This is a genomic window from Nocardioides maradonensis (assembly GCF_054777115.1).
Genome location: NZ_BAAHAZ010000003.1, coordinates 1 through 24,551, shown reverse-complemented (window position 1 = coordinate 24,551; position 24,551 = coordinate 1). Strand labels below are relative to the sequence as shown.

Sequence of the window (24,551 nt, the reverse complement as noted above, 5' to 3'; positions counted from 1 at the left end):
GGAGCTCAGCGCGGGTCGGCGGGGTGCAGCGCCAGAGCCGACCGCGACCGGAGGTGCGCCTCGCAGTGACGGACGAGCTCGTCGTACGCGCCCTGCCCCATGAGCGCGACCAGCTCGGCCTCGTTGGTGACGTAGACCGGCTCCACGCCGACGTGCGCCTCGGTGTTGCCCGAGCAGTACCAGTCCAGGTCGTGGCCGCCGGCGCCCCAGCCGCGCCGGTCGTACTCACCGATCGAGACCTCGGTGTACGTCGTGCCGTCGGTCAGCTCGACGTTGCGGAAGGTACGCCGGATCGGCAGCTGCCAGCACACGTCCGGCTTGGTCTCCAGCGGGTTGCGTCCCTGCTCGAGCGCGAGCAGGTGCAGCGCGCACCCGGCACCGCTGGCGAAGTCGCCGCGGTTGTGGAAGACGCACGCACGCTGTCCGCCCACCTCGTGGGCGCGGGTCTTGCGGTCGCCGTCCTCGTCCTTCTCCACCCAGTCCCGGCGCTTGACCGCCCGCCCGGGGTGGAACTGCCACTGCTCGGGCGTGAGCTGGTCGACGAAGCCCGCGACCCGCTCCTCGTCCTCCTTGCCGGAGAAGTGCGCGCCGAGCGTGCAGCAGCCGACGTCGGGGGAGTCCGCGTAGATGCCCTTGCAGCCGCCGCCGAAGATGCAGGTGTACGACGAGGTCAGCCAGGTCAGGTCGCAGCGGAGCCGTTCGGTCGCATCGTCGGGGTTGACGAATTCCACGAACGCACGGGGGAAATCCAGGTCGACCTCGGGCACTGCGCAACTGTAGTGCCCCCTCCGCACTATCGTGGATCCATGCGGCTGGGCGTGCTCGACATCGGTTCGAACACCGGACATCTCCTGGTGGTCGACGCTCACGACGGAGCGGCGCCGCTCCCGGCGTACTCCTACAAGCAGCCGCTGCGGCTCGCCGAGCACCTGGACGCGGATGGCGACGTCTCCCAGACCGGCATCGACGCGCTCACCTCCTTCACCGCGGAGGCGCTCGTCGTCGCGGAGGAGAAGGGGTGCGAGGACATGCTGAGCTTCGCCACCTCGGCCGTGCGGGACGCGGGCAACTCCGAGGACGTGCTCAGCCACGTCAAGGACCGGACCGGCGTGGGGATCTCCGTGCTGTCCGGTGAGGACGAGGCCCGGCTCACCTTCCTCGCGGTACGCCGGTGGTTCGGCTGGTCCGCGGGGCGGCTCATCGTCTTCGACATCGGCGGCGGCTCGCTCGAGATCGCCGCCGGCAGCGACGAGCGGCCGGACGTGGCGCAGTCGCTGCCGCTGGGGGCGGCCCGGCTCGCGACCCGCTACTTCGGCGCTCCGCAGGTGGGGGTCGGCGAGGACGGCCTGCGGCAGATCCGCCGCCAGATCCGCGCGGACCTGGCCAAGGACGCCGGCCAGGTGCTCCGTGCCGGAAGCACCCACCGCGCTGCGGCGACGTCGAAGACGTTCCGGTCGTTGGCGCGGATCTGCGGCGCGGCCCCGTCGGGCGACGGTCCGCTGACGCCCCGGGCGCTGCCGCTCGACGAGCTGCGCCGGTGGATCCCCAAGCTGGTGGAGATGACGCCCGCCGAGCTCGCGGCGCTCCCGGGCGTCTCGCCGAGCCGCACGCACCAGATCGTCCCGGGTGCCCTCGTGGCCGAGGCCTGCATGGACATCTTCGACGAGGACCGACTCGAGATCTGCCCGTGGGCCCTGCGCGAGGGCGTGATCCTCGAGACCATCGACAAGCTGAGCGTCGCCGACGAGGTGTGACGAGGCGATGACGAAGGTCGGCCTGTCGACGGTCTCGGTCTACCCCGAGTCGACGGCGCACGGCTTCGCGTACGCTGCCCACCTCGGCTACGACTCGGTCGAGGTGATGGTCGGCACCGACGCGCTCTCCCAGCAGACCACCGCACTCCTCCAGCTCTCCGACCACCACCAGATCCCGATCAGCGCCGTGCACGCGCCGTGCCTGCTGTTCACCCAGCGGGTCTGGGGGATCGAGCCGTGGGGCAAGCTGCAGCGCTCCGCCGAGATGGCGCGCGAGGTCGGCGCGGACGTGGTGGTCGTGCACCCCCCGTTCCGCTGGCAGAAGGAGTACGCCGCCGACTTCGTCAACGGGATCGCTGCGCTGGAGGAGTCGACCGGCATCGCGTTCGCGGTCGAGAACATGTACCCCTGGCGGGCCTCGCGCCGGCACATGCCGATGTACCTGCCCGGCACCGACCCGTCGCAGGAGTCCTACGCGAACGCCACCATCGACCTGTCGCACGCGGCCATCGCCGGTGACGACGTGATCGAGATGGCGAAGCGGCTGGGCCCGCGCTTGCGACACATCCACCTCACCGACGGCACCGCCAACGCCCGCGACGAGCACCTGGTGCCGGGCCGCGGCGAGATGCGGGCGGGTGCCTTCCTCGAGCACCTCGTCGCGACCGGGTTCGGTGGCGAGGTGATCGTCGAGATCAACACCCGGCGCTGCCCGACGGTCGACGAGCGGGAGGCGGACCTGGTCGAGTCGCTCGCCTTCGCGCGGGCGCACCTGGCCGTCGGGGCCGAGCCGTGAGCGCCCCGATCGAGGTCACCGGCCTGCTCGTCGTCCGCGGCGGTACGCCGGTCCTCGACGGCGTCGACCTCGTCGTCGAACCCGGCGTCACCGGTCTGCTCGGGCCGTCGGGCTGCGGCAAGTCGACGCTGCTGCGCTCGATCGTGGGCGTGCAGCGGGTGGCCGGCGGCAGCGTCACCGTGCTCGGTGCGCCCGCGGGCTCGGCGCCCCTGCGGACCAGGGTCGGCTACCTCACCCAGGCCTCCAGCGTGTACGACGACCTCTCGGTCACCGAGAACCTCCGCTTCTTCGCGCGGGTGCTCGGGCGCCCTGCCGCCGTCGTCGACGAGGTGATCGAGCTGGTGGACCTCGGCCGGCACCGCGACCAGGTGGTCGGCCGGCTCAGCGGCGGCCAGCGCTCGCGCGTCGGGCTGGCGGCCGCGCTGCTCGGGGGCCCCGAGCTGCTGGTCCTGGACGAGCCGACGGTCGGCCTGGACCCGGTGCTGCGCCGTGACCTGTGGGAGGTGTTCCACCGGCTCGCCGCCGACGGCAAGGTGCTGCTCATCTCGAGCCACGTGATGGACGAGGCCGACCGGTGCGACCGGCTGCTGCTGATGCGCGAGGGCCGGATCATCGCCCACGACACTCCTGCGGCGGTGAAGGCGGCAGCCGGTGTCGACTCGGTAGAGGAGGCTTTCCTCGCCCTCGTCGAGGGGCAGGGTGCGCGATGACGCCGCGGATCACGCTCGCCATCACGGCACGGGTCCTGCGGCAGCTGGTCCGCGACCGTCGTACCCTCGCGATCCTGCTGGTCCTGCCGTGCCTGCTGCAGACCCTGCTCTGGTGGATCTTCACGGACGCCCCGTTCGTCTTCGACCGGGTCGGGCCGGCGCTGCTAGCGATCTTCCCGTTCTTCGTGATGTTCCTGGTGACCAGCGTGACGACGCTGCGCGAGCGCTCGAGCGGCACGCTGGAGCGGCTGTTCACCCTGCCGATGGGCAAGCTGGACTTCCTCCTCGGCTACGCGCTCGCGTTCGGCCTGGTGGCGATGGTGCAGGCGGTGCTCGCCGTCGGCGTCGCCGTCGGCCTGCTCGGCATGGACGTCGGCGGACCGGTCGTGCTGCTCGGTGTCGTGGGCGTCGCCGACGCTGTGCTGGGCACCGCGCTGGGGCTCTTCGTCTCGGCCTTCGCGCGCACCGAGTTCCAGGCGGTGCAGTTCCTGCCGGCCGTGGTGGTGCCGCAGATCCTGCTGTGCGGTCTGCTCACCCCACGCTCGGCGATGCCCGGGGTCCTGCACGCCATCTCCGACGTGATGCCGCTGACCTACGCCGTCGACGCGATGTCCCGCCTGGCGACGGGCGATCCGCTCGCGCACGTGTGGGGTGACCTGGCGGTCGTGGTCGGCTTCGCGCTCGCGGCGCTCGCCCTCGGCGCTGCGACCCTGCGGAGGCGCACCGAGTAGATTTCCCGCCCATGACGCAGATTGCCGTGATCGGTGCCGGGATGATGGGCGAGGCCCTGCTCGCGGGGCTGCTCCGCGCCGGCCGGCCCGCCGACTCCGTCCTGGTGGGGGAGAAGCGGCCCGAGCGCGCGGCCGAGCTCACCGAGCGGTACGCCGTGCGGGTCGTCGACAACCTCGGCGCGGCCGCCGCGGACACCGTGCTGCTCGTGGTGAAGCCGCAGGACGTGCCCGCGGTGCTGGCCGAGATCGGGCCGTCGCTGCGCCCCGGCCAGCTCGTCGTGTCGCTCGCGGCCGGTGTCACCATCGCGGCGATCGAGGCGCTCGTGCCGGCCGGCGTCGCGGTCATCCGGGTCATGCCGAACACCCCCGCCCTCGTCGGTCAGGGCATGGCGGCGCTGTCGCCGGGCACGCACTGCACCGACGCGCAGCTGGCCGAGGCCACCGAGCTGCTGTCGGCGGCGGGTCGCACCGTCGTCGTACCGGAGAAGCAGCAGGACGCCGTCACCGCGGTGAGCGGCTCGGGTCCGGCGTACGTCTTCCTGGTGGCTGAGGCGATGATCGAGGCCGGTGTCCACCTCGGTCTGCCGCGCGCCACGGCGCACGAGCTCGCCGTGCAGACGCTGCTCGGCGCCGCCACGATGCTCAGCGAGAGCGGCGACCACCCCGCGATCCTGCGGGAGAACGTCACCTCCCCGGCCGGCACCACCGCCGCCGCCCTCGGCCGGCTCGAGGCCCACGGCCTGCGGGCCGCCTTCCTGGACGCGCTGCGCGCCGCCCACGACCGCTCGGTCGAGCTGGGCGGCTGACCCTCTCCTGCTCTTGCTTGCCGGCAGGTAAGCACTTACCTGCCGGCAAGCAAGTGGCGGCGATCAGGCCCAGCGCAGGGTCGCCAGGTCCCGCACCCGGGCGACCTCGGCCCCACCGCGCGCCCAGCCGTGCCGGTCCAGCAGCACGCCGGTCAGGCCCGCCCGGCGCGCGCCGAGGACGTCGTGGCGCAGCGAGTCGCCGACCATCAGCGTGCGCCCGGGGCGCACCCCCAGCGCCGCGCAGGCGGCGGCGTACGAGCGTGGATCGGGCTTGGCCGCCGGCAGCTCGGAGGAGGCGAAGACGGGTACGTCGCGACGCAGCAGCCCGGTGCGGCGCAGCTTCTCGGTCTGGATCGTGGCCTCGCCGTTGGTGAGGATGCCGACCCGAAGGCCGTCGGTCAGCGCCCGCTCGATCGCGGCGGCCGCGTCCCCGAAGGCCCGCCAGGCCGACTGGTAGCAGCCGAGGTAGCCGGCGAAGACGTCATCGGCGAGGGCGTCGTCGGCGAGGTCCCAGCTCGGGAGGAAGTCACGGATCCGTGCGCGGCGCTGCTCCACGTGGCTGATCTCGCGGCGCTGGTAGCGCTCGTGGTGCCGCGCCTCGAGCGCGAACCACCGGTCCACGAGCTCCTCGAGGTCGCTCGCCGACTGGCCCAGACCGAGCCCCGCGAGCCAGGCGCGCACGCCCCGTTCAGCGGCGCCCCGGTGGTCGACCAGGGTGTCGTCGAGGTCGAACAGAACGCCCTCGAACCCGGTCATGCCTGCAGTCTTCCAGCGACCACCGACAGCCCCGGGACCGACATCACCGCCATCGGGTCCGTCGAGCGCGATGTCCACGGGTCAAGCCGACACGCCGGATCCCCAAAAGTTGCACAGGTGAATCTCTTCCCCACGAGTCACATCAGGCCCTATTGTCACCAGAGTCCGGTGGATTCACGGCTGGGGAAGGCCGGGGACGGACGCAGCAGAAAGCGTGGTTTGCCATGGCTCCCTCGTCGCGCGAGCGCACCGAGTCCCTTCCGGACCCCAAGTTCCTGACCATCGCCGAGGTCGCATCCATGATGCGCGTCTCGAAGATGACGGTCTACCGGCTGGTGCACGACGGCACCATCCCCGCGCACCGCGTCGGCCGCTCCTTCCGGCTCACCGAGGACGACGTCAACGAGTACCTGCGCAGCTCCTTCTACGACGCCGGCTGAGCCGGCCGAGGCCCCCGCCGCGCCGCACCCGGCGGCCGCTTCGTGACCTGTGTCCCATTCGTAACCGCTGATTCACCCACCTTGCTCGGCCACCGATAGGCTGGTCCGGTCCACCGGCGTCTGCCGCGTGGCGAGTGACGAGGCCGGATGGTCCGGTCGTTGGAGAGGCACACGTGGGTTCTGTCATCAAGAAGCGGCGCAAGCGCATGGCCAAGAAGAAGCACCGCAAGCTTCTGAAGAAGACGCGCGTCCAGCGCCGCAAGCTCGGCAAGTGACCGAGCTTCCGCCAGGAACGACATGAGCAGCGGCCGCACGGTCCTGATCACCGGGGTCTCCCGGGACCTCGGTCGTGCCTTCGCGCGTTCCTTGGCGGAGCACCCGGGCGTCGCCCGGGTCGTCGGTGTCGACGTCACGCCGCCCCGCGGCGACCTCGGCGCCGCTTCGTTCGTCCGTGCTGACATCCGCAACCCGGTGATGGCCAAGATCATCGCCAAGGAGGATGTCGACACCGTCGTCCACATGAGCGTCATCGCCACGCCCGGCTCGGCCGGCGCGCGCGGCACGATGAAGGAGCTCAACGTCATCGGCACGATGCAGCTGCTCGCTGCGTGTCAGAAGTCCGACCGGGTCCAGCAGCTGGTCGTCAAGTCGTCCACGACGGCGTACGGCGCCAGCAACCGCGACCCGGCCATGTTCACCGAGGACATGGAGCCGCGGAGCGTCGCGCGCAGCGGCTACGCCAAGGACGTCGTCGACGTCGAGGGGTACGTCCGCGGCTTCGCCCGGCGCCGTCCCGACGTGGCGGTCACGATCCTGCGCTGCGCGAACGTGATCGGCCCGCAGGTGGTCAGCCCACTGACGTCGTACCTGAGGCTGCCGGTCATCCCGACGGTGCTGGGCTTCGACCCGCGGCTGCAGTTCCTGCACCAGGCCGACCTGCTCGGCGTGCTCACCCACACGGTCGACAACCCCGTGCCCGGCACCTTCAACGTGGCCGGCGACGGCGTGCTGATGCTGTCCCAGGCGCTGCGCCGGATGCAGCGGCCGAGCCTGCCGCTGCCGTCCTTCGCCTTCGGCGGCGTGGGATCCGCCCTGCGTTCCGCGCGCCGGGCCGACGTCTCGCCCGAGCTGCTCGCGTTCCTCACCTACGGCCGGGGCGTGGACACCACGCGGATGAAGTCCGAGCTGGGCTTCGAGCCGGCGTACACCACGGCCAGCAGCTTCGCGGAGTTCGCCGCGACCCTCAGCCCCACCGGTGGTCGGTCCCAGCGTGCCGTCGGTGCGCTGGCCGATCGCTTCCCCGTGCGGCCCGCCGCCCCCGCGGGCCTGCTGACCCTCGCCGGAGGCGACGATGGCTGACGCCGAGATCATCCCGATCGGCACCCGCGGACGTCCCGGCCGCGGCACCGGCACGCGGCCCTCTTCGGCCGCGCGCAACCTGGCCCAGCCCAAGCCGAAGGCGAAGCCCGCGGCGCCGTCCGACGCGACCAGCTCGGGCGAGCCCCCCGCCGAGGACGTGATCCGGCTCCCCGAGGACACGATCATCCCGCTGCCGGCCGACACGACCAGCCAGCTGACCATCCCGCCGACCGCGTCCGGCCTCGAGGTGGTCGAGCGGGAGCCGTCCAGCGGCATCCCCGTCGCCGACTGGCTGATGGCCTTCCAGCACGCCGCCCGCGAGCTCTTCGGTGAGCAGTGGGAGCCGCAGCTGGCGCGTTTCCTCGCGTTCCTGCGTCGTCGCCTCACCGGCGAGTACGTCGTCGACGAGTACGGCTTCGACCCCGAGATCACCGAGCGCTTCCTGTTCGCGGCGCTGCGCCCGATCGCCCAGAAGTGGTTCCGGATCGAGACCCGCGGGATCGAGAACATCCCGACCGACGGCGGCGCCCTGGTGGTCTCCAACCACTCCGGCACCATCCCGGTCGACGGCCTGATGACGATGACGACCATCCACCACGAGACCGGCCGCTTCCTGCGCCCGCTCGGCGCGGACCTCGTGTTCCGGCTGCCCTTCGTCGGCAGCGTCGCCCGCAAGGGCGGCGCCACGCTCGCGTGCAGCGAGGACGCCGAGCGGATGCTGCGCGGGGGTGAGCTCGTCGGTGTCTGGCCCGAGGGCTTCAAGGGCATCGGCAAGCCGTACGCCGAGCGCTACAAGCTCCAGCGCTTCGGGCGCGGCGGCTTCGTGTCGGCGGCGGTCCGCACCGGCGTACCCATCGTGCCGCTGTCGGTCGTCGGCGCCGAGGAGATCTACCCCCTGGTCGGCAACATCCCCGCGCTCGCGCGGGTGCTCGGTGTCCCGTACATCCCGATCACACCGCTGTTCCCGCTGCTCGGCCCGCTCGGGCTGGTGCCGCTGCCGTCGAAGTGGATCCTGGAGTTCGGCGAGCCGATCCGCACCGACACCTACGACGCCGGCTCCGCCGACGACCCGATGCTGACCTTCAACATCACCGACCAGGTCCGCGAGACCATCCAGCAGACGCTCTACACGCTGCTGCGCCAGCGGGAGTCCGTCTTCCGCTGAGCGGCCGAGCGCCGCGGTCCTCGCCCCGGCTAGGGTGAATCCATGCCGATCGCCACGCCTGAGAAGTACGCCGAGATGCTCGCTGCCGCGAAGAGCGGCTCCTACGCGTTCCCGGCCATCAACGTCTCCTCGTCGCAGACCCTCAACGCCGCCCTCAAGGGCTTCGCGGACGCCGGGTCGGACGGCATCATCCAGATCTCCACGGGCGGCGCGGAGTACCTCTCCGGCCCGTCGGTCAAGAACATGGTCACCGGCTCGGTCGCGTTCGCGGCTTTCGCGGCCGAGGTCGCGAAGAGCTACCCGGTGAACATCGCCCTGCACACCGACCACTGCCCGAAGGACAAGCTGGACGCCTTCGTCCGTCCGCTCGTCGACATCTCCGCGGAGCGGGTCGCGCGCGGCGAGGCGCCGCTGTTCCAGAGCCACATGTGGGACGGCTCCGCCGTACCGCTGGACGAGAACCTGCAGATCGCCGAGGAGCTCCTCGCCAAGTGCGCGGCCGCGCGGATCATCCTCGAGATCGAGGTCGGCGTGGTCGGCGGCGAGGAGGACGGGGTCGTCGGCGCCATCGACGAGAAGCTGTACACCACCCCGGAGGACGCCCTCGCGACCGTCGCGGCGCTCGGCCTCGGCGAGCAGGGCACCTACCTGACCGCGCTCACCTTCGGCAACGTCCACGGCGTCTACAAGCCGGGCAACGTCAAGCTGCGCCCGGAGATCCTCAAGAACGCCCAGGAGGCCATCGTCGGCAAGTACGGCGACATCGCCGGCGACAAGCCGCTGAACCTGGTCTTCCACGGCGGCTCGGGGTCGACCGAGGAGGAGATCGCCGCCGCGGTGTCCTACGGCGTGGTCAAGATGAACGTCGACACCGACACCCAGTACGCCTACACCCGCCCGGTCGCCGACCACATGCTGCGCAACTACGACGGAGTGCTCAAGGTCGACGGCGAGGTCGGCGACAAGAAGACCTACGACCCGCGGGCCTGGGGCAAGGCCGCCGAGGCCGGCATGTCCGCACGGGTGGTCCAGGCGTGTGCCGACCTCAGCGCGGCGGGCAAGTCGATCGGCTAGCACCGGTGGTCGAGCCTGTCGGGACCGCGGTGGTGTCCGCCGTCGGCGGCACGCCCCTGCAGCGGGCTCCCCGCCTCTCCGAGCTGACCGGCCTCGACGTCTGGCTGAAGCGGGAGGACCTCACCCCGGTGCGGTCCTACAAGGTCCGCGGCGCGTTCAACGTCGTCTCGTCGCTGTCGCCGGAGGAGCGGGAGGCCGGTGTGGCCTGCGCGTCGGCCGGCAACCACGCGCAGGGCGTCGCGTTCGCCTGCGCCCGCGCCGGTGTCCGGGCGACGATCTTCCTGCCCGGTACGACGCCACGGCAGAAGCGGGACCGGGTCGCGGCGCTCGGGGGTTCGTACGTCGACGTCGTCATCGCCGGTGAGACCTACGACGACTCGGTGGTCGCCGCGGCCGAGTTCGCGGCCGCCTCGGGCGCCACGGTGATCCCGGCCTTCGACCACCTCGGGGTCATCGCCGGACAGGGCACCGTCACCGCCGAGATCCTCGACGAGCTCGGTGCCGCCGGCATCGCCCTGGACGCCCTGGTGGTGCCTGTGGGCGGCGGCGGCCTCATCGCGGGAGCGCTCGGCCGGCTGCGCGAGCAGTCACCCGGCACGGTCGTGGTGGCCGCGGAGCCGGCGGGCGCGGCCTCGCTGGCCGCGGCCCTCGAGGCCGGCGGGCCCGTCGACCTCGACCAGGTCGACCAGTTCGTCGACGGTGCCGCGGTACGCCGGGTCGGCGACCTCACCTACGCCGCCGTCGCCGCCGCGCGTGCGGAGATCGACGTACGTCCCGTCGGTGTGCCGGAGGGGCTGATCTGCGTGGAGATGCTCGACATGTACCAGTCCGACGGCATCATCGCCGAGCCCGCCGGGGCGCTCGCCGCCGCGGCGCTGCGGCTCCCCGAGCTCGGGCTCGCCCCCGGCTCCACGGTCGTCGCGGTCGTCTCCGGCGGCAACAACGACGTCTCGCGCTACGCCGACATCGTCGAGCGGGCGCTGGTCTTCGAGGGCCTCAAGCACTACTTCCTGGTGGAGTTCCCCCAGGAGCCCGGCGCGCTGCGCCGGTTCCTCGACGAGGTGCTCGGCCCCGACGACGACATCACCCTGTTCGAGTACACCAAGCGCAACAACCGCGAGACCGGCCCCGCCCTGGTCGGCATCGAGATGCAGCGCGCCTCGGACCTGGACGGGCTGCTCGCCCGGATGGAGGACTCCCGGCTACGGGTGGAGCGGGTCGCGCCCGACAGCCCGCTGTTCGGGTTCATCCACTGACCCTGTGGAGAGCCGTTCGCGGCTGGTTCTCCGATCGGCCACGCGCATCGTCTATCGATACGATCGGCCAGCTCCTCGACGTGCGGTTCGAGGAGCGGTCGCACGACTTCTGGCCGTACACGTGACCTGTCGGTCCTGGTCACTCACATGTGAGTGAACAGGATTCACTCACATGTGAGTGAACAGAACCGACCCCGTCGGTTCGGCGCTCCTCGGTGGCCGCTCAGTGCCCGCCGTACCCGACGTGCTTCGGCTTCTCGTAGAACATGACCGCGACCAGCCCGACGAGGTACGCCGCGGCGGGGAGCCACATCGACTGCTGCATGGCCTTGCTGAACAGGTCGGCGACGTGCGGGTCGGCGATCCGGCCGACATGGGCCTCGCTGGCGGAGCCCGCCCCGGGGAGGTTCGCCGCGAGCCGGCTCGCGATCAGCACGGCGATCGCGGCGGAGCCGAGGACCGAGCCCACCTGACGGGTCGCGTTGTAGACACCCGCGCCCGCGCCGGCCAGGTGCAGCGGCAGGTTGCGGTTGGCGGTGGCGGCGGTCGGGGCCCAGATGAACGCGTTGCCGATGCCGACCAGGACCATCGGGATCGCGATCTCCCACACCGCGGCCTCGGGCCGGATCTCGGCCATGAGGTAGAGGAAGCCGACCAGGCTGACGGCGAAGCCGATCCCCGTGACGATCCGCGGGTGCAGGGTGTCGGTCAGGCCGCCGACGAACTTCGCCAGGAAGATCGACATCACGGCCATCGGCAGCATCAGCAGGGCGGCCTGTGTGGGCGAGTCGCCGCGCACGCCCTGGGCGTAGAACATCAGCGGGAAGCCGAAGGCGGCGCCGATCGATCCCATGCAGGTGATCGCCACGTTGGAGACCGAGAAGTTGCGGTCCTTGAACAGGCTGAGCGGCACCAGCGGCTCGGCCTTGTTGACCGCCTGCCAGAAGACGAAGAGGCCGAGCGTCACCAGACCGCCGACGATCATCGCGACGATCCAGCCGGCCCAGTGGTGCTGGTGACCCTCCTGGATGCCGAAGCAGAGCAGGAACATCGCGATGCCCGAGAGGGCGACGCCCAGCCAGTCGAACTTGTGCTCGCGGGTCGGCAGTGCCGGCACGAGCCGCCAGGCGGCAGCGAACGCGATGACACCCACGGGCACGTTGACGATGAAGATCCACTCCCAGCCCGCGAGGTCGGTCAGGACGCCACCGGCGATCGGGCCGACGACCATCGCGACACCCGCGGTCGCGCCCCACACGGCCATCGCCGAGCCGCGCTTGGCGGGCGGGAAGATGCGGGTGATGATCGCCATCGTCTGCGGCGTCATCATCGAGGCGCCGAAGCCCTGCACGACCCGGGCGAGCACCAGCGCGCCCACCGTCGAGGTCAGGCCGCACCACAGCGACGCGAGCGTGAAGACGGTCAGGCCGCCGAGGTAGAGGTACTTGGAGCCGAAGCGGTCACCGAGCCGTCCGGTGATGAGCACAGGAACGGCGTACGCCAGCATGTAGGCGCTCGTCACCCACAGGACGTCGGTCTCCGAGGCGTGCAGGTCGTCCATGATCGTCGGCGTCGCGACGGTCACGATCGTCATGTCGACGAGGATCATGAAGAACCCGATGACCAGGGCCCACAGGGCGGGCCACGGGTTGGTCTCGGCGGTGGGTGCGGCGGGCGCCGCGATCTCGCTCTGGGTCACGAGAACAACTCAACACCCGACCACCGACATTCGTTCCCGTTCGCAACCAACCGCTTTCAGACGGCGGGGGGCAGCGGCTGGACCCGGGGGTCGCCCGCGTCCGCGTGGTAGTCGCCCGCCGACGTCGCGTCCGACCCGTTCGGCACCTTCAGCGCGTTCAGCAGCGCCGACCCGAGGACCGCGACGACCACGTTGAGCACGAACGCGGTGAGCGCGATGTAGCCCATCTCGCCGATGCCCGGGATGTCGGCCAGCGAGCCACCGAAGTGCTTCGTGGTGGGGCCGACGACCCGGTAGGCAGCGATCGTGCCGTAGCCCATGGCGACGGCCCAGCCGGCGAGCAGGGCCCACCGGTGGAACCAGCGGGTGTAGAGGCTGAACACGACGGCCGGGAAGATCTGCAGGATCCAGATGCCGCCGAGCAGCTGGAAGTTGAGCGCGTTCTGCTTGTCCATCGTCAGCACGAACACGAGCGCGAAGGCCTTCACGACCAGCGACATCAGCTTGGAGACCTTCGCCTCCTCCTGCGGTGTGGCGTCCGGCTTGAGCCACTCCTTGTAGATGTTGCGGGCGAAGGTGTTCGCCGCGGCGATCGACATGATCGCGGCCGGCACGAGCGCGCCGATCGCGATCGCGGCGAACGCGATCCCGGTGAACCAGGACGGGAAGGCGCTCTCGAACAGCTGCGGGATCACCAGCTGCGGGTTGCCGCCGAGGTCCTTCTTGAGGTCGATCCCGTAGGCGATCGCCACCCAGCCGAGCAGGGCGAGCAGCCCCAGCAGGAAGGAGTACGCCGGCAGGATGGCCGCGTTGCGTCGGATGGTGTTGCGGCTCTTCGACGACAGCGACGCGGTGATCGAGTGCGGGTACATGAACAGCGCCAGGGCGGAGCCGAGCGCCAGCGTGGCGTAGGCCCAGTGCGTGGCGCCGACCGAGACGAAGGTGCCGGTGGGCTTGCCCGTCGCGGCGTTGACGGTGGCCATCTTGTCGTGTGCCGCCGAGAACACGTGCGCCCACCCGCCGACGTGGTGCGGCAGGTAGATCACCGCGACGATGATGACCAGGTAGATCAGGACGTCCTTGACGAACGCGATCACCGCAGGGGCCCGCAGCCCGCTGGTGTAGGTGTACGCCGCCAGCACGGCGAACGCGATGAACAGCGGCAGGTCCTTGGCCAGCCAGCTGCCGCTGCCGCCGAGGCCGGCGACCTGGAGGACCGCCTGGATGCCGACGAGCTGCAGCGCGATGTAGGGCATCGTGGCGAGGAAGCCGGTGACCGCGACCGCGAGGGACAGCGGGCGGGCGTCGTACCGCCCTCGGACGAAGTCGGCGGCCGTGACGTAGCCGTGCCGGTGGCTCACCGACCAGAGCCGGGCCATGAAGACGAAAACGATCGGGTAGAGCACGATCGTGTAGGGCACGGCGAAGAAGCCGGCCACGGCGCCGGTCGCGAACATCGCCGCGGGCACGGCCACGAAGGTGTACGCCGTGTAGAGGTCGCCGCCGAGCAGGAACCAGGTCACGATCGTGCCGAAGCTGCGTCCGCCGAGCCCCCACTCGTCCAGGTTGTCCAGCGAACCCGCGTGGCGGAACCGGGTGGCCATGAAGCCGGCCACCGTGACGAGGACGAACAGCGCGACCAGGACGGTCAGGGCGGTGCCGTTGACGCCGGCGTCGGCGGTGAGCGGACGCATCACTCACCGTCCTTGTGGCGTGCCGCGAGGGTGAGCCGGTAGGCCGCGTAGGTCATGCCGGAGCAGAGGAACACCCAGAGGAACTGGTACCAGAAGAAGAACGGGAAGCCCCACAGCGCCGGCCCGGTCCTCGCGTACGTCGGCACCGCCATCAGTGCGATGACGGGGATCGCGAGCAGGATGCCGGCCAGCACCAGCTTGCCGGTGTCGGTGCGAGGGGTCTGCGGAGCTCTGTGGTTCCCGAGTGCCATGTCTCGCAGGTTAGTGCGATGTGACGCCGATCACCTGTCGACGCACCCGCGCTGCGCCGAGCGGTCGGGTCCCGGCGCCGAACGGTCGCCGAAGCGCACGCGCCAGAATGGGGCCATGACCGGAATCGACCTGATGGCTGGCCCGCCTCCCACGCACCTCCCCGAGGACCCCGCCGCCGCGGTGCTCGCCCACGCCACGGACGCCGCGGCCGTCGTCCGCCAGTTCCCGGCCTCGCCGGTGGCCTGGGCCGCCCTCGCGTCGCAGGCTGCCGTGCAGCACGCCGACCCGGTGACGGTCTACGCCTACGCGCGCGTCGGCTACCACCGCTCGCTCGACGTGCTGCGCCGCAACGGCTGGAAGGGCCACGGCCCGGTGCCGTGGGAGCACGCGCCGAACCGGGGCTTCCTGACCTGCCTCGCGATGCTGGCGAAGGCCGCCCGGGCGATCGGCGAGGACGACGAGTGGGAGCGCTGCTCGACGTTCCTGCGCGAGTCGAGTCAGACGGCGTACGTCGAGCTCCTGGGCTGACTCCGGGGCTCGGTCGGCCGGTAGGTCCGGTGCCGGTCGCGTCCGCCCCGCTTGGCGGCGTAGAGGGCCTCGTCGGCGCGGACCAGCAGCGCCTGCTCGGTGCGCCCGTCGCGGGGCAGGTCCGCGAACAGCGCGACGCCGACGGACGCGGTGACGAGGGCCGTCCCGGCGTGCACCGAGGCCTCGCGGACGGCCTCGATCGCGGCCGCGGCCAGGCGCTCGATGCTCACCCGGTCGCCGCGGGGCACGACGACGGCGAACTCGTCCCCGCCGATCCGGCTCACCGACGCCGGCTCGGGGACCGCGCCGACCAGGGCGCGGGCCACGGCCACCAGGACCCGGTCGCCGGCCTGGTGGCCCGCGGTGTCGTTGACCGTCTTGAAGTGGTCGACGTCGACGACCAGGAGCGCGCCGCCGGGCTCCTCGGACTGGTGGCCGAGCACGGTGCGCAGCTCCGCCTCGAACCAGCGGCGGTTCCAGATGCCGGTCAGCGGGTCGCGCTCGGCGAGCTGGCGCGCCCGCTGCTCGGCGTCGCGCAGCGCCTGTTCCGCCCGGGCCCGGTCGACCTCCACGCGGTGGATGGACTGGGCCGTCACCGTCACGACCACCACCAGCAGGACCATCATGCTGCCCGCGAAGGTCGCCGTGCCGAGGTTGAGGTTGTGCGCCAGCACCGGCACGAGGCCCAGCGTCGGCGGCGCGACGATCACCCACGGCAGCAGGCGGCGTACGACGGTGCCGGCGGGCCCGCCGTCCCACAGGTAGACCAGCGGCCGGCGGTCGGCGTGCAGGCCCGCGAGGCCCAGCGCGAGCAGGGCGATCGACGTCGCCGACGGCACGGCGATGCCCGGGCCGCCGTTGAGCGAGGCGAGCTCGGGGGCCCGGAAGAGCCAGCCGAGCTCGAGCACCAGGACCAGGCAGGCGTACGCCGCCGTCAGCAGCCCACCGACGTGCGCGAGCCGCGGCCGCCCGGCCGACAGCACCCGGGCCAGCGCGAAGACCACCAGCGACGTCGCGGCCTGCGGCGAGCTGCGTCCCGGGTTGAGCGAGGCGAACGGGTCCTGGACGAGCAGCTCGTCGATGCCGAGCGCGTGCCCGGAGATCCACTCGACCAGCGTCGCGGCACCGATCGCGAGCGGGACCAGCGCCAGCCAGCGCCCCCATCGACCATGGCCGACGAGCGAGAGCCCGGAGAACGTGGCGGCGAGCGCGGTGTTCGCCTTCATCGTCGGGAGCGCGGGGATGACCGGCGCGAGGACGGAGAAGTGGCGGAACCAGCCGACCAGCATGGCCACCCCGATCGCGCACACCAGCCCGCCGGCGTACGACGGGATGCGGCGTGCCCAGGCCGGGGACGGTGCGGTGAGCTGCGGTGGGGTCGGCATGGTGGGGATCAGGCGTCCAGCGTGTGCGGGATCCGGGCCGCGTCCCCGAGCGGCACGCCCCTGCCGTACCGGTAGCCCTGGACCTGGTCGCAGCCGTGGCTGCGCAGGTACTCCTCCTGCGCCTCGGTCTCCACGCCCTCGGCCACGACGACCATGCCCAGGGCGTGCGCCATGCCGATGATCGCGTCGACGACCGCGGCGTCATCCTCGACGGAGCCGATCGGCGCGACGAAGGACCGGTCGATCTTGATCTTGTCGATGGGGAACCGGGTCAGGTAGGCGAGGCTGGAGTAGCCGCAGCCGAAGTCGTCGACGATGACCTGCACGCCGAGCGCCCGCAGCGCCTGCAGCGAGGCGACCGCGACCCCGTTGTCCTCGAGCAGGATGCCCTCGGTGATCTCGATCCCGAGCTGCCACGGCTCCAGGCCGGAGTCGGCCAGCGCCGACGACACCTGGTCGACCCATCCGGTGCCGTGCAGCTGGCGCGGGGAGGCGTTGACCGCCAGCCGCAGGGGCATCCGCACCGCCCGCTGCAGCACGGCGATGTCGGCGCACGCGGTGCGCAGCACCCACTCGCCGAGCTCGACGATGAGCCCGCTGTCCTCGGCGACCGGGATGAACCGGTCGGGGGAGACGGTTCCCAGCTCGGCGCTGTGCCAGCGGGCCAGCGCCTCGAAGCCGATCAGCCGGCCCTCGGTGAGGTCGAACTGGGGCTGGTAGACGACCGCGAGCTCGCCGTGCGCCAGCGCGTTGCGCAGCGCCCCGGACAGGGCCAGCTTCTCGTTGACCTCCTCGACCATGGCCGCGTCGAACCAGGCCAGGCTGTCGCGGCCGGACGCCTTGGCGCGGTACATGGCGACGTCGGCGTGCCGCAGCAGCGTGGCCGGGGTGTCGCCGTCACCGGGGAACACGGTGCCGCCGACGCTGGCGGTCACCACGACGTCGTACCCCTGCACGCGGATGGGGGCCAGCAGGGACGCGAGCATCCCGGAGATGCGCTCCGAAAGGTCGGTGCCGGGGGTCAGGTCGTCCATCACGATGGCGAACTCGTCGCCGCCGAGCCGGGCGACCAGGTCCGAGCCGCGCACCCAGGAGCGGAGCCGGTCGGCGACGGCCAGCAGCAGCTCGTCGCCGATGTGGTGGCCGAGGGTGTCGTTGATCCGGTTGAAGTGGTCGAGGTCGAGCAGGAGGAGCGCGACCTCGCTGCCGTCGCGGCGCGCGCGGGTCATCGCCCCGTCGAGCTTCTCCACCAGCTGGGTGCGGTTCGGCAGGTCGGTGAGCTGGTCGTGGTGGAGGATGTGGTCGACCGCCTCACGCGCCTCGATGCGCTGGGTGATGTCGAAGGCGACGACGAGGTAGCCGGTGGGCGTGCCGTCGTCCTCCTTGAGGACGACCACCTCCTCGCTCACCGGTACGACGCTCCCGTCCTTGCGCCGGTAGGACCACTCCACCGCCGTACCGGTGTCGCGCAGCACCGGGATGTCGACCTCGGCGCCGCGGCGGCGCTCGGCGTCGATGGCGGTGAGCGAGCTGCCGACGAGCTCCTCCTGCCGGTAGCCGACGAGCTCCTCGGCCGCCGGGTTCGCGGTGACGATGCGACCGGTCAGGTCGGTCGCGATCACCGAGAGCGGCAGCGTCGCGAGGATCGTCCGCAGCTGCTGGGCCTGGCGCTGCGCATCGGCCTCCGCCTGGCCGCGGCGGCGCTCGGTGATGTCGATGATGGATGCGAGGACGTGCGGGCGCTCGTCGATGGTGATCGGGTTGAGGCCGATCTCGATGGGCAGCTCGGTGCCGTCCTTGCGGACGCCGTACAGCTCACGGCCGACGCCCATGCCGCGCCGGCTGGGGTGCGCCAGGTAGTTCTCCCGGGCGTGCACGTGGGCGTCGCGCGCGCTCGCGGGGACGAGCGCGTCGACGTTCATCCGGAGGAGCTCGTCGCGGGTGTAGCCGAACGAGCGCTCGGCCTCGCTGTTGACCAGGACGATCCGGCCGGCGCCGTCGACGAGGATCATGGCGCTCGGCGACGCCTCGATGATCAGGTGCATCTGGTCGTCGTGCACGCGTGCCCCCTGCGGCTCGACCTGCATCAGGTCGTGGTCTCTCGGATCGCCGTCCATGGCACTTCCCGTCGTGGTCGGCTCGGCCGACCTCCTGAATGCTGGGGGAGGACGCCACTCGGGCGGCGCCGTTCGGAAGGCTGCGGGACTTCGTCCCGAATGGTCCGTCCGAACGCACCGAGCAGGCGGTTTCTCCTCCAACGATGGTTGTTCCATCCGTACCTTCGGGCGTGTGGAGGGCAGCATGAGGGGATTGCAGCGTCTGGTCGGCCTGCTCATCGCGGGTGCGGCGCTCGCGGGCGCCGGGCTCCTGTGGTGGGCGGTCTCGGGCTCCGGCGACCGGTACGCCGGACCGGCGCGGTCTGGCCTCCTGCTCGGCACCTGGCGCGTCCTCTACGACACCGAGGCACCGGGCACGGCCACGATCCTGGCCGCCGTCGGCCTCGCGCTGCTCGTCGCGGCGGCGGTGGCGACCGTCGAGACCCGGATCGCCAACCGCTCCCGGCGCAGCGTCGACGAGGTGCACCTGCCGCTCTCGCCGCGGGTCGTGATGGCCGAGACCCGCGGTGTGTACGCCGGTCCGGTGACCCTCACCGTCCTCATCCCCGCCCACAACGAGGAGCGCGGCATCGGCCTGACCCTGTCCTCGCTCCAGAACCAGTCGCATCCGCCGGAGCGGATCGTCGTCGTCGCCGACAACTGCACCGACGGGACCATCGCGGTCGCGCGGTCCCACGGCGTCGAGGTGGTCGAGACCGTCGGCAACGACCGCAAGAAGGCCGGCGCGCTCAACCAGGTGCTGGCCCAGGTCCTCCCCGCGCAGGGCGACAACGACCTGGTCATGGTCATGGACGCCGACACGATCCTCGACCAGGGGTTCCTGGCCAGCGCCGTGCGGCGGATGACCGCGGACCGCGGCCTGATGGCGGTCGGTGCGCTGTTCTACGGCGAGGATGGCTTCGGCCTGCTCGGGCAGTTCCAGCGCAACGAGTACACCCGCTACGGCCGCGACCTGCGCCGCCGCCGCGGGAAGGTCTTCGTGCTCACCGGCACCGCCACGGTGTTCCGGCCCCGTGCGCTGCGCACCGTCGCCGCCGAGCGCGGCCGCAGCATCCCCGGGGTGCACGGCGACGTCTACGACACCCTGGTGCTGACCGAGGACAACGAGCTCACCCTGGCGCTGAAGAGCCTCGGTGCGCTGATCATGTCGCCGTCGGACTGCACCGTCGTGACCGAGGTGATGCCGACCTGGGGCAACCTGTGGACCCAGCGGCTGCGCTGGCAGCGCGGCGCCCTGGAGAACCTCGGCGCGTACGGCGTGCGTCCGCAGACGTTCCGCTACTGGGCCCAGCAGCTCGGCATCGGGTACGGCGTGATCGCGCTGCTCAGCTACCTGGCCCTGATCGCGGTCACGGCGATGGCCAGCGACGGCTGGGTGTGGTTCCCGTTCTGGCTGGGGGTGGGCTCGCTGTTCGTCGTCGAGCGCGTCATCGGGGTGTGGGCCGGCGGCTGGCGCGCCCGGCTGCTCGCGATCTGCCTGTTCCCCGAGCTCTTCTACGCGATATTCCTCGACGTGGTCTACGTCAAGGGCGTCATCGACATCTCCCGTGGCCGCCAGGCCACCTGGGGCGCGGGCCACACGGCGGCCGTCGACCGCGAGCCGGTGCGCGCATGAGGCCGCTGCTCTCGGCGTACGGCGTGCTGCTGCCGACCTCCACCATGCACAGTCACTGGTTCGGCGTCCTGGCCGCGTTCGTCGCGGTCAACACCGTCGTCTACGTCGCCCTGGCGGTGGCCAAGGCGATGCCGAAGGTCTACGTCCGCGACTGGCTCCCGCGGGGCTACCAGCGCGCCGAGACCCGCTCGATCCACCCCGACGACCCGGCCTGAGGCCGGCCCAGGCCGGGCTCAGGACAGCAGCGAGCGCACCTTCTCCGCACCGAGCGCGGCGAACAGGGTGGGCAGGCGCGGGCCGCGCTCGGCGTCGACCAGCAGGGCGTAGAGCAGGCCGAAGAACGCCTTCTGGCCGGCCTTCACCTCGTCGGTGGGGGCATCGTCGAGGCCGAGCCCGAGGGCCAGCTTCGGCACGCCGTAGATGACCGACGTGAGCGCGTCGGCGTCGGTGAAGTCCGCGGGCAGGTTCGCGAGCAGCAGCTCGAGCCAGCGGATCTCCTCGGCCGTCAGCGCCGCGAGGCGAGCCGCGTCGGCGACCTCGCGCACGGTGGTGCGGTCCTCGGGGTCGACGTACTGGGTGATCCAGGTGGCGGCCTTGGTCAGCCGAGGCTCGAGGTCGGCCTCGGGGGCGCCGACGGTGCGCGCGATGACCTCGCGGTTGCCCGCGGTGACGTCGGCGACCGACGACAGCATCCGGAACGGTACGACGACGGCCGGGGTCGGCAGCGTGCCCGCCGCGGCCGTGGCCGAGGCTCGCTCCCAGGCCAGCACGGCGGCGTCGCGCTTCTCGGGGATCGCAGCCTTCTTGGTGAGCGCGTCCCACTCGTCGTACAGCCGCAGGACCTCCTGGCCGAAGTCGACGTTGAACGCCTGCTTGGGCTGCCGGCGCACGTAGAGCCAGCGCAGGATGGGCGCCTCCAGGATCCGCAGCGCCTCGGCCGCGGTCGGGACGCCGCCCTTGGACGAGGACATCTTCGGCATGCCGGCGACGCCGACGAACGAGTAGCCGACGAAGCTCGGCGCGGTGCCGCCGAAGACCGGGCCGACGAGCTCCTTGCCGACGGTGTAGCTGGAACCGGGGGAGGCGTGGTCCACACCGCCGGGCTCGAAGTGCACGCCCTCGAAGGTCCAGCGCATCGGCCAGTCGACCTTCCACACCAGCTTGCCCTCGTCCTGGGTCGCCACGTTGGTCACGTGCGACTCCCCGCAGGCGTCGCAGGTGTAGGACAGGTCGGTCGTCGCGTCGTCGTACGCGGTGATGGTGACGGTGTCGCGTCCGCACCCGCGGCAGTAGGGCTTGTACGGGAAGCGCGCGAGCAGGTCGGCGCCGGTGGCGTCCTCCTCGGCGGTGCCCTCCTCGGCACCCTCCACCTTCTTGGTGCGGTAGCGCCCCATGACCTCGTCGATCTCGGCGCGCTTCGCGATCGCGGTGAGGATCTGCTCGCGGTAGGCGCCGGACCGGTACATCGCGGTCTGGTCGACCTCGACCATCTCGCAGCCGAGCTCCTCCAAGGCGGCCCGCAGCGGCGCCTTGTAGCGCTCGGCCCAGCTGGAGAACTCCCCGGTCGGGTCCGGTACGGCGGACAGCGGCTTGCCGATGTGCTCGCTCCAGCTCGGGTCGACACCGGCCGGCACCTTGCGGAACCGGTCGTAGTCGTCCCAGCTGTGCAGGTGGCGCACGTTGATGCCGCGGCGGCGGATCTCCTCGGCCACGAAGTGGACGGTGAGGAACTCGCGCAGGTTGCCCAGGTGGATCGGGCCGGACGGGCTGATGCCGGACGCGCAGGTGACCAGGTCGGGAAGCGTGCCGCCGTTGACCTGCTCGGCGTGCCGCAGCGCCAGGTCGGCGGTCCGGCTCACCCAGTCGGTGGGTTCCTGCTGGTTCTGCTGTCCTCGTGCCACGGCCGCCAAGCCTAGGGCGCTAGTCCACCGGCAGCACCATCGAGTACGCCGCCGGCTCGACCCGCCACTCGCGGGCCGTGACGGGCCCGTCGATCTCGCCGTCGCTGTTGCAGTCGAACGGCTCGCCCTTCACCTTCACGCTGCGTCCGCGGATGATCTTCGAGTCGGTGTGGCCGTCGTGGATGCCGAGCGGGAGGCGGACCAGGTACTTCAGCTGGTCGAGGGTGCTGACCGCGGTGACCACGAGGATGTCGGCGAGCCCGTCGGACGGGTCGGCGTCCGGGGTCACCGGCGTACCTCCTCCGACGGAGGCGCCGTTGCCGACCGCGATCATCAGGATCTCCTCGTCCTTCTTCGCCACGACCTTGCCGTCGATCTCGACGCGCAGCCGCAGCATCGGCGGGTAGATCGCGGTCTTCAGGGTGCCCAGCGGGTAGCCGAGCTTGCCGAGCGTCGAGCCGCCCACGCCGACCTTCTTGCCGACCTTGTGCAGCCGCTTCTTCCAGCGGGCACCCTCCTCGCCCGCCTCCGCGCCGGCGCCGATGTGCACGTTGTTGACCGTGATCTGCTCGCGGTCGTCGACGATCACGTCGATCGGCCTCGGCGTGCCGGTGAGCACGACCTCGGCGGCCTTCTTCGGCCGTCGGGGGATGTCGAGGGTGCGCGCGAAGTCGTTGCCGGTGCCCATCGGCAGCAGCGCCAGCGTGCTCGTCGCGAGCTCGCCCCGGTCGTGGAGGGACTGCACGACCGCGTGCAGGCTGCCGTCCCCGCCGGCCACCACGATGGTGCGTCCGTGCGCGTCCGCCAGCGCGTCCGACAGCTCCTCCGGGCTGCTGGTGCCCCGCACCTCGACCCACGCCTGCTCGCGGAGGACGTCGAGCGCCTCGTTGAGCGCGTCCTTGTCCGCACTGCCCGCCTTGCTGTTGGTGATCACGAGCAGCCGTTTCGACATGGCGCAACACTAGTGTTGCGCCCCATGGGGACGATCCGACGTTGGACCGCACGTGAGCTGATCGACCTCGTCATCGACGAGGGCAGCTACGAGTCGTGGGACGAGCCGATCGACATCACCGGGCACTCGGAGGCCTACCAGGCGGAGCTGCGGGCGGCGGCGGAGAAGGCCGGCACCGACGAGTCGGTCCTCACCGGCCACGGTCTCGTCCACGGCCGGCCCGTTGCGTTCGTGGTCAACGAGTTCCGCTTCCTGGCCGGCTCGATCGGGATGGCGGCGGCCCAGCGGATCGCCGCCGCCGTACGTCGGGCCACGGCCGCTGGCCTGCCGGTCCTGGCCAGCACCAGCTCCGGCGGGACCCGGATGCAGGAGGGCACGCCCGCGTTCCTCCAGATGGTCGAGATCTCGCGCGCGCTGATGCAGCACCGTGCGGCCGGGCTGCCCTACCTCGTGCACCTGCGGCACCCCACCACCGGCGGTGTCTACGCCTCGTGGGGCTCGCTCGGCCACGTCACCGTCGCCGAACCCGGCGCCCTGGTGGGCTTCCTGGGCCCGCGGGTCTTCGAGGCGCTCAACGGCGAGCCGTTCCCCGAGGGGGTCCAGGTGGCCGAGAACCTCGCCGCCAAGGGGGTCATCGACGCGGTCGTCTCGGCCGAGGACCTGCCGGAGCTGGTCGACCGAGCGCTGGGCGTGCTCGTCGATGCGGCGGACCCGCCGACGCTGCCCCGCCGTGAGCCGGTCGCCCCCGGCACCCGCCGCGACCACCCGGTCTGGGACGACATCGAGACCACCCGTGGCGAGCGGGCAGGCGTCCGCGAGCTGCTGCGGTACGCCGGCGCGAGCACCCTGCGGCTGCGCGGCACCGACGAGGGCGAGCGTGACGACTCGGTCCTCATCGCCCTCACCCGCCTGGACGGGCAACCCTGCGTTCTCGTCGGCCAGGACCGTGCCCGCCAGACGTCGGCCACGCCGATGGGACCGGGTGCGCTGCGCGAGGCCCGGCGGGCGATGGAGCTCGCCGAGGAGCTGCGGCTGCCGCTCGTGACGATCGTCGACACCCCCGGTGCCGAGCTGTCACGGGCCGCCGAGGAGGGCGCGATGGCCGGCGAGATCGCCCGCTGCATCGCCGGCCTGGTGACCATGACCGTGCCGACCGTGTCGGTGATCCTGGGGCAGGGCTGCGGCGGGGGCGCCCTCGCGATGCTGCCGGCGCGCACGATGCTGTCCGCGGAGCGCGGCTGGCTCTCCCCGCTGCCGCCGGAGGGTGCCAGCGTGATCATCCACGGCGACACCTCGCGGGCCGCGCAGATGGCCGAGGCGCAGGGCGTCGGCGCGCTCGACCTGCTCGCGGGCGGGAGGTTGCACGGCGTCGTACCGGAGCAGGAGGGGGACACCGCCGAGGACCTTGCCCGGGCCGTCGCCGCGGAGATCGCGCACCGGCTCCACGGATAGCCGGGTCTAGTGCTTCCGAATCACGGGTCGGGGTGACAGGTCGACGTCTCTGACTGCTTGACCGCGGTTGGTCAGGCAGCAGTCTGTCGGATGCGGCGCTTTAGTTCCT

The 24,551-nt window shown here is 71.8% G+C and carries 24 protein-coding genes; 15 read left to right on the top strand and 9 right to left on the bottom strand.

Going from position 1 to position 24,551, the window contains the following annotated elements:
- Positions 1–5: 5 nt before the first annotated feature.
- Positions 6–767, bottom strand: coding sequence for a hypothetical protein (locus ACYVAQ_RS03625; RefSeq protein ID WP_460787099.1), 762 nt, complete (start codon positions 765–767; stop codon positions 6–8).
- A 39-nt stretch (positions 768–806) separates the two neighbouring features.
- Here ACYVAQ_RS03625 and ACYVAQ_RS03620 point away from each other — a divergent pair, with 39 nt between their 5' ends.
- From ACYVAQ_RS03620 to proC, 5 genes are read left to right on the top strand one after another with little or no spacing between them, the layout of a single operon-like run.
- A complete protein-coding gene (locus tag ACYVAQ_RS03620; RefSeq protein WP_460787098.1) occupies positions 807–1,754 on the top strand; it encodes a Ppx/GppA family phosphatase in 948 nt (315 codons plus the stop codon).
- Positions 1,755–1,761: 7 nt separating this feature from the next.
- Positions 1,762–2,550 (top strand): sugar phosphate isomerase/epimerase family protein, encoded by a 789-nt coding sequence (locus ACYVAQ_RS03615; RefSeq protein ID WP_460787097.1) that lies wholly within the window; start codon positions 1,762–1,764, stop codon positions 2,548–2,550.
- Positions 2,547–3,260, top strand: a complete 714-nt coding sequence (locus tag ACYVAQ_RS03610; RefSeq protein WP_460787096.1) for an ABC transporter ATP-binding protein — start codon at positions 2,547–2,549, stop codon at positions 3,258–3,260. Before ACYVAQ_RS03615 ends, ACYVAQ_RS03610 begins: the two co-directional genes overlap by 4 nt.
- Positions 3,257–3,991, top strand: a complete 735-nt coding sequence (locus ACYVAQ_RS03605) for an ABC transporter permease (RefSeq protein ID WP_460787095.1) — start codon at positions 3,257–3,259, stop codon at positions 3,989–3,991. Before ACYVAQ_RS03610 ends, ACYVAQ_RS03605 begins: the two co-directional genes overlap by 4 nt.
- An 11-nt stretch (positions 3,992–4,002) precedes the next feature.
- On the top strand, positions 4,003–4,797 hold the full coding sequence (gene proC / locus ACYVAQ_RS03600; protein ID WP_460787094.1) for a pyrroline-5-carboxylate reductase: 795 nt from the start codon (positions 4,003–4,005) through the stop codon (positions 4,795–4,797).
- Positions 4,798–4,860: 63 nt separating this feature from the next.
- Here proC and ACYVAQ_RS03595 read toward each other — a convergent pair whose 3' ends face one another.
- Positions 4,861–5,553, bottom strand: a complete 693-nt coding sequence (locus ACYVAQ_RS03595; RefSeq protein ID WP_460787093.1) for an HAD family hydrolase — start codon at positions 5,551–5,553, stop codon at positions 4,861–4,863.
- A 224-nt stretch (positions 5,554–5,777) separates the two neighbouring features.
- Here ACYVAQ_RS03595 and ACYVAQ_RS03590 point away from each other — a divergent pair, with 224 nt between their 5' ends.
- From ACYVAQ_RS03590 to ilvA, 6 genes are all read left to right on the top strand, one after another.
- Positions 5,778–5,993: a helix-turn-helix domain-containing protein gene (locus tag ACYVAQ_RS03590; protein WP_460787092.1), complete on the top strand. Its 216-nt coding sequence runs from the start codon at positions 5,778–5,780 to the stop codon at positions 5,991–5,993.
- A 173-nt stretch (positions 5,994–6,166) separates the two neighbouring features.
- A complete protein-coding gene (locus ACYVAQ_RS03585) occupies positions 6,167–6,268 on the top strand; it encodes a 30S ribosomal protein bS22 (RefSeq protein ID WP_008356322.1) in 102 nt (33 codons plus the stop codon).
- Between the two features lie 22 nt (positions 6,269–6,290).
- Positions 6,291–7,352 (top strand): NAD-dependent epimerase/dehydratase family protein, encoded by a 1,062-nt coding sequence (locus tag ACYVAQ_RS03580; RefSeq protein ID WP_460787091.1) that lies wholly within the window; start codon positions 6,291–6,293, stop codon positions 7,350–7,352.
- Entirely contained in the window at positions 7,345–8,517 is a 1,173-nt protein-coding gene (locus tag ACYVAQ_RS03575; RefSeq protein ID WP_460787090.1) for a lysophospholipid acyltransferase family protein, read from the top strand. The genes ACYVAQ_RS03580 and ACYVAQ_RS03575 overlap by 8 nt, the downstream gene beginning before the upstream one ends.
- Positions 8,518–8,559: 42 nt before the next feature.
- Positions 8,560–9,591: a class II fructose-bisphosphate aldolase gene (gene fbaA / locus ACYVAQ_RS03570; RefSeq protein ID WP_460787089.1), complete on the top strand. Its 1,032-nt coding sequence runs from the start codon at positions 8,560–8,562 to the stop codon at positions 9,589–9,591.
- Positions 9,592–9,596: 5 nt separating this feature from the next.
- Entirely contained in the window at positions 9,597–10,847 is a 1,251-nt protein-coding gene (gene ilvA / locus ACYVAQ_RS03565) for a threonine ammonia-lyase IlvA (RefSeq protein ID WP_460787088.1), read from the top strand.
- A gap of 223 nt (positions 10,848–11,070) precedes the next feature.
- Here the strand turns inward: ilvA and ACYVAQ_RS03560 are convergent, their stop codons facing one another.
- The 3 genes from ACYVAQ_RS03560 to ACYVAQ_RS03550 are packed head-to-tail and all read right to left on the bottom strand — an operon-like array spanning position 11,071 to position 14,491.
- Entirely contained in the window at positions 11,071–12,546 is a 1,476-nt protein-coding gene (locus ACYVAQ_RS03560; protein WP_460787087.1) for a DHA2 family efflux MFS transporter permease subunit, read from the bottom strand.
- Positions 12,547–12,602: 56 nt separating this feature from the next.
- Positions 12,603–14,240: a monocarboxylate uptake permease MctP gene (gene mctP, locus ACYVAQ_RS03555; RefSeq protein WP_460787085.1), complete on the bottom strand. Its 1,638-nt coding sequence runs from the start codon at positions 14,238–14,240 to the stop codon at positions 12,603–12,605.
- Positions 14,240–14,491 (bottom strand): DUF3311 domain-containing protein, encoded by a 252-nt coding sequence (locus tag ACYVAQ_RS03550; protein ID WP_460787084.1) that lies wholly within the window; start codon positions 14,489–14,491, stop codon positions 14,240–14,242. Before ACYVAQ_RS03550 ends, mctP begins: the two co-directional genes overlap by 1 nt.
- A 115-nt stretch (positions 14,492–14,606) precedes the next feature.
- On the opposite strand from ACYVAQ_RS03550, the gene ACYVAQ_RS03545 reads away from it, so the two are divergent.
- Entirely contained in the window at positions 14,607–15,020 is a 414-nt protein-coding gene (locus ACYVAQ_RS03545) for a DUF3151 domain-containing protein (RefSeq protein ID WP_460787083.1), read from the top strand.
- Here the strand turns inward: ACYVAQ_RS03545 and ACYVAQ_RS03540 are convergent.
- Together ACYVAQ_RS03540 and ACYVAQ_RS03535 are read right to left on the bottom strand one after the other, a co-directional pair.
- Complete coding sequence (locus ACYVAQ_RS03540; protein WP_460787081.1) at positions 14,990–16,405, bottom strand: GGDEF domain-containing protein; 1,416 nt, start codon at positions 16,403–16,405, stop codon at positions 14,990–14,992. The genes ACYVAQ_RS03545 and ACYVAQ_RS03540 overlap by 31 nt on opposite strands.
- Before the next feature lie 8 nt (positions 16,406–16,413).
- Entirely contained in the window at positions 16,414–18,522 is a 2,109-nt protein-coding gene (locus tag ACYVAQ_RS03535) for a putative bifunctional diguanylate cyclase/phosphodiesterase (protein WP_460787080.1), read from the bottom strand.
- A gap of 184 nt (positions 18,523–18,706) precedes the next feature.
- Between ACYVAQ_RS03535 and ACYVAQ_RS03530 the strand changes: the two genes are divergently transcribed.
- Together ACYVAQ_RS03530 and ACYVAQ_RS03525 are read left to right on the top strand one after the other, a co-directional pair.
- Positions 18,707–20,137 (top strand): glycosyltransferase family 2 protein, encoded by a 1,431-nt coding sequence (locus ACYVAQ_RS03530; protein WP_460787078.1) that lies wholly within the window; start codon positions 18,707–18,709, stop codon positions 20,135–20,137.
- Positions 20,134–20,352, top strand: coding sequence for a hypothetical protein (locus ACYVAQ_RS03525; protein WP_460787077.1), 219 nt, complete (start codon positions 20,134–20,136; stop codon positions 20,350–20,352). Before ACYVAQ_RS03530 ends, ACYVAQ_RS03525 begins: the two co-directional genes overlap by 4 nt.
- An 18-nt stretch (positions 20,353–20,370) precedes the next feature.
- Here ACYVAQ_RS03525 and lysS read toward each other — a convergent pair whose 3' ends face one another.
- Positions 20,371–22,038 (bottom strand): lysine--tRNA ligase, encoded by a 1,668-nt coding sequence (gene lysS / locus ACYVAQ_RS03520; protein WP_460787076.1) that lies wholly within the window; start codon positions 22,036–22,038, stop codon positions 20,371–20,373.
- A gap of 19 nt (positions 22,039–22,057) precedes the next feature.
- The gene (locus ACYVAQ_RS03515; protein WP_460787075.1) at positions 22,058–22,990 is read right to left on the bottom strand and encodes a diacylglycerol/lipid kinase family protein; all 933 of its coding nucleotides are present in this window, start codon (positions 22,988–22,990) and stop codon (positions 22,058–22,060) included.
- A gap of 24 nt (positions 22,991–23,014) precedes the next feature.
- Between ACYVAQ_RS03515 and ACYVAQ_RS03510 the strand changes: the two genes are divergently transcribed.
- Positions 23,015–24,442: a carboxyl transferase domain-containing protein gene (locus tag ACYVAQ_RS03510; protein WP_460787074.1), complete on the top strand. Its 1,428-nt coding sequence runs from the start codon at positions 23,015–23,017 to the stop codon at positions 24,440–24,442.
- The last annotated feature ends 109 nt before the right edge of the window (positions 24,443–24,551 follow it).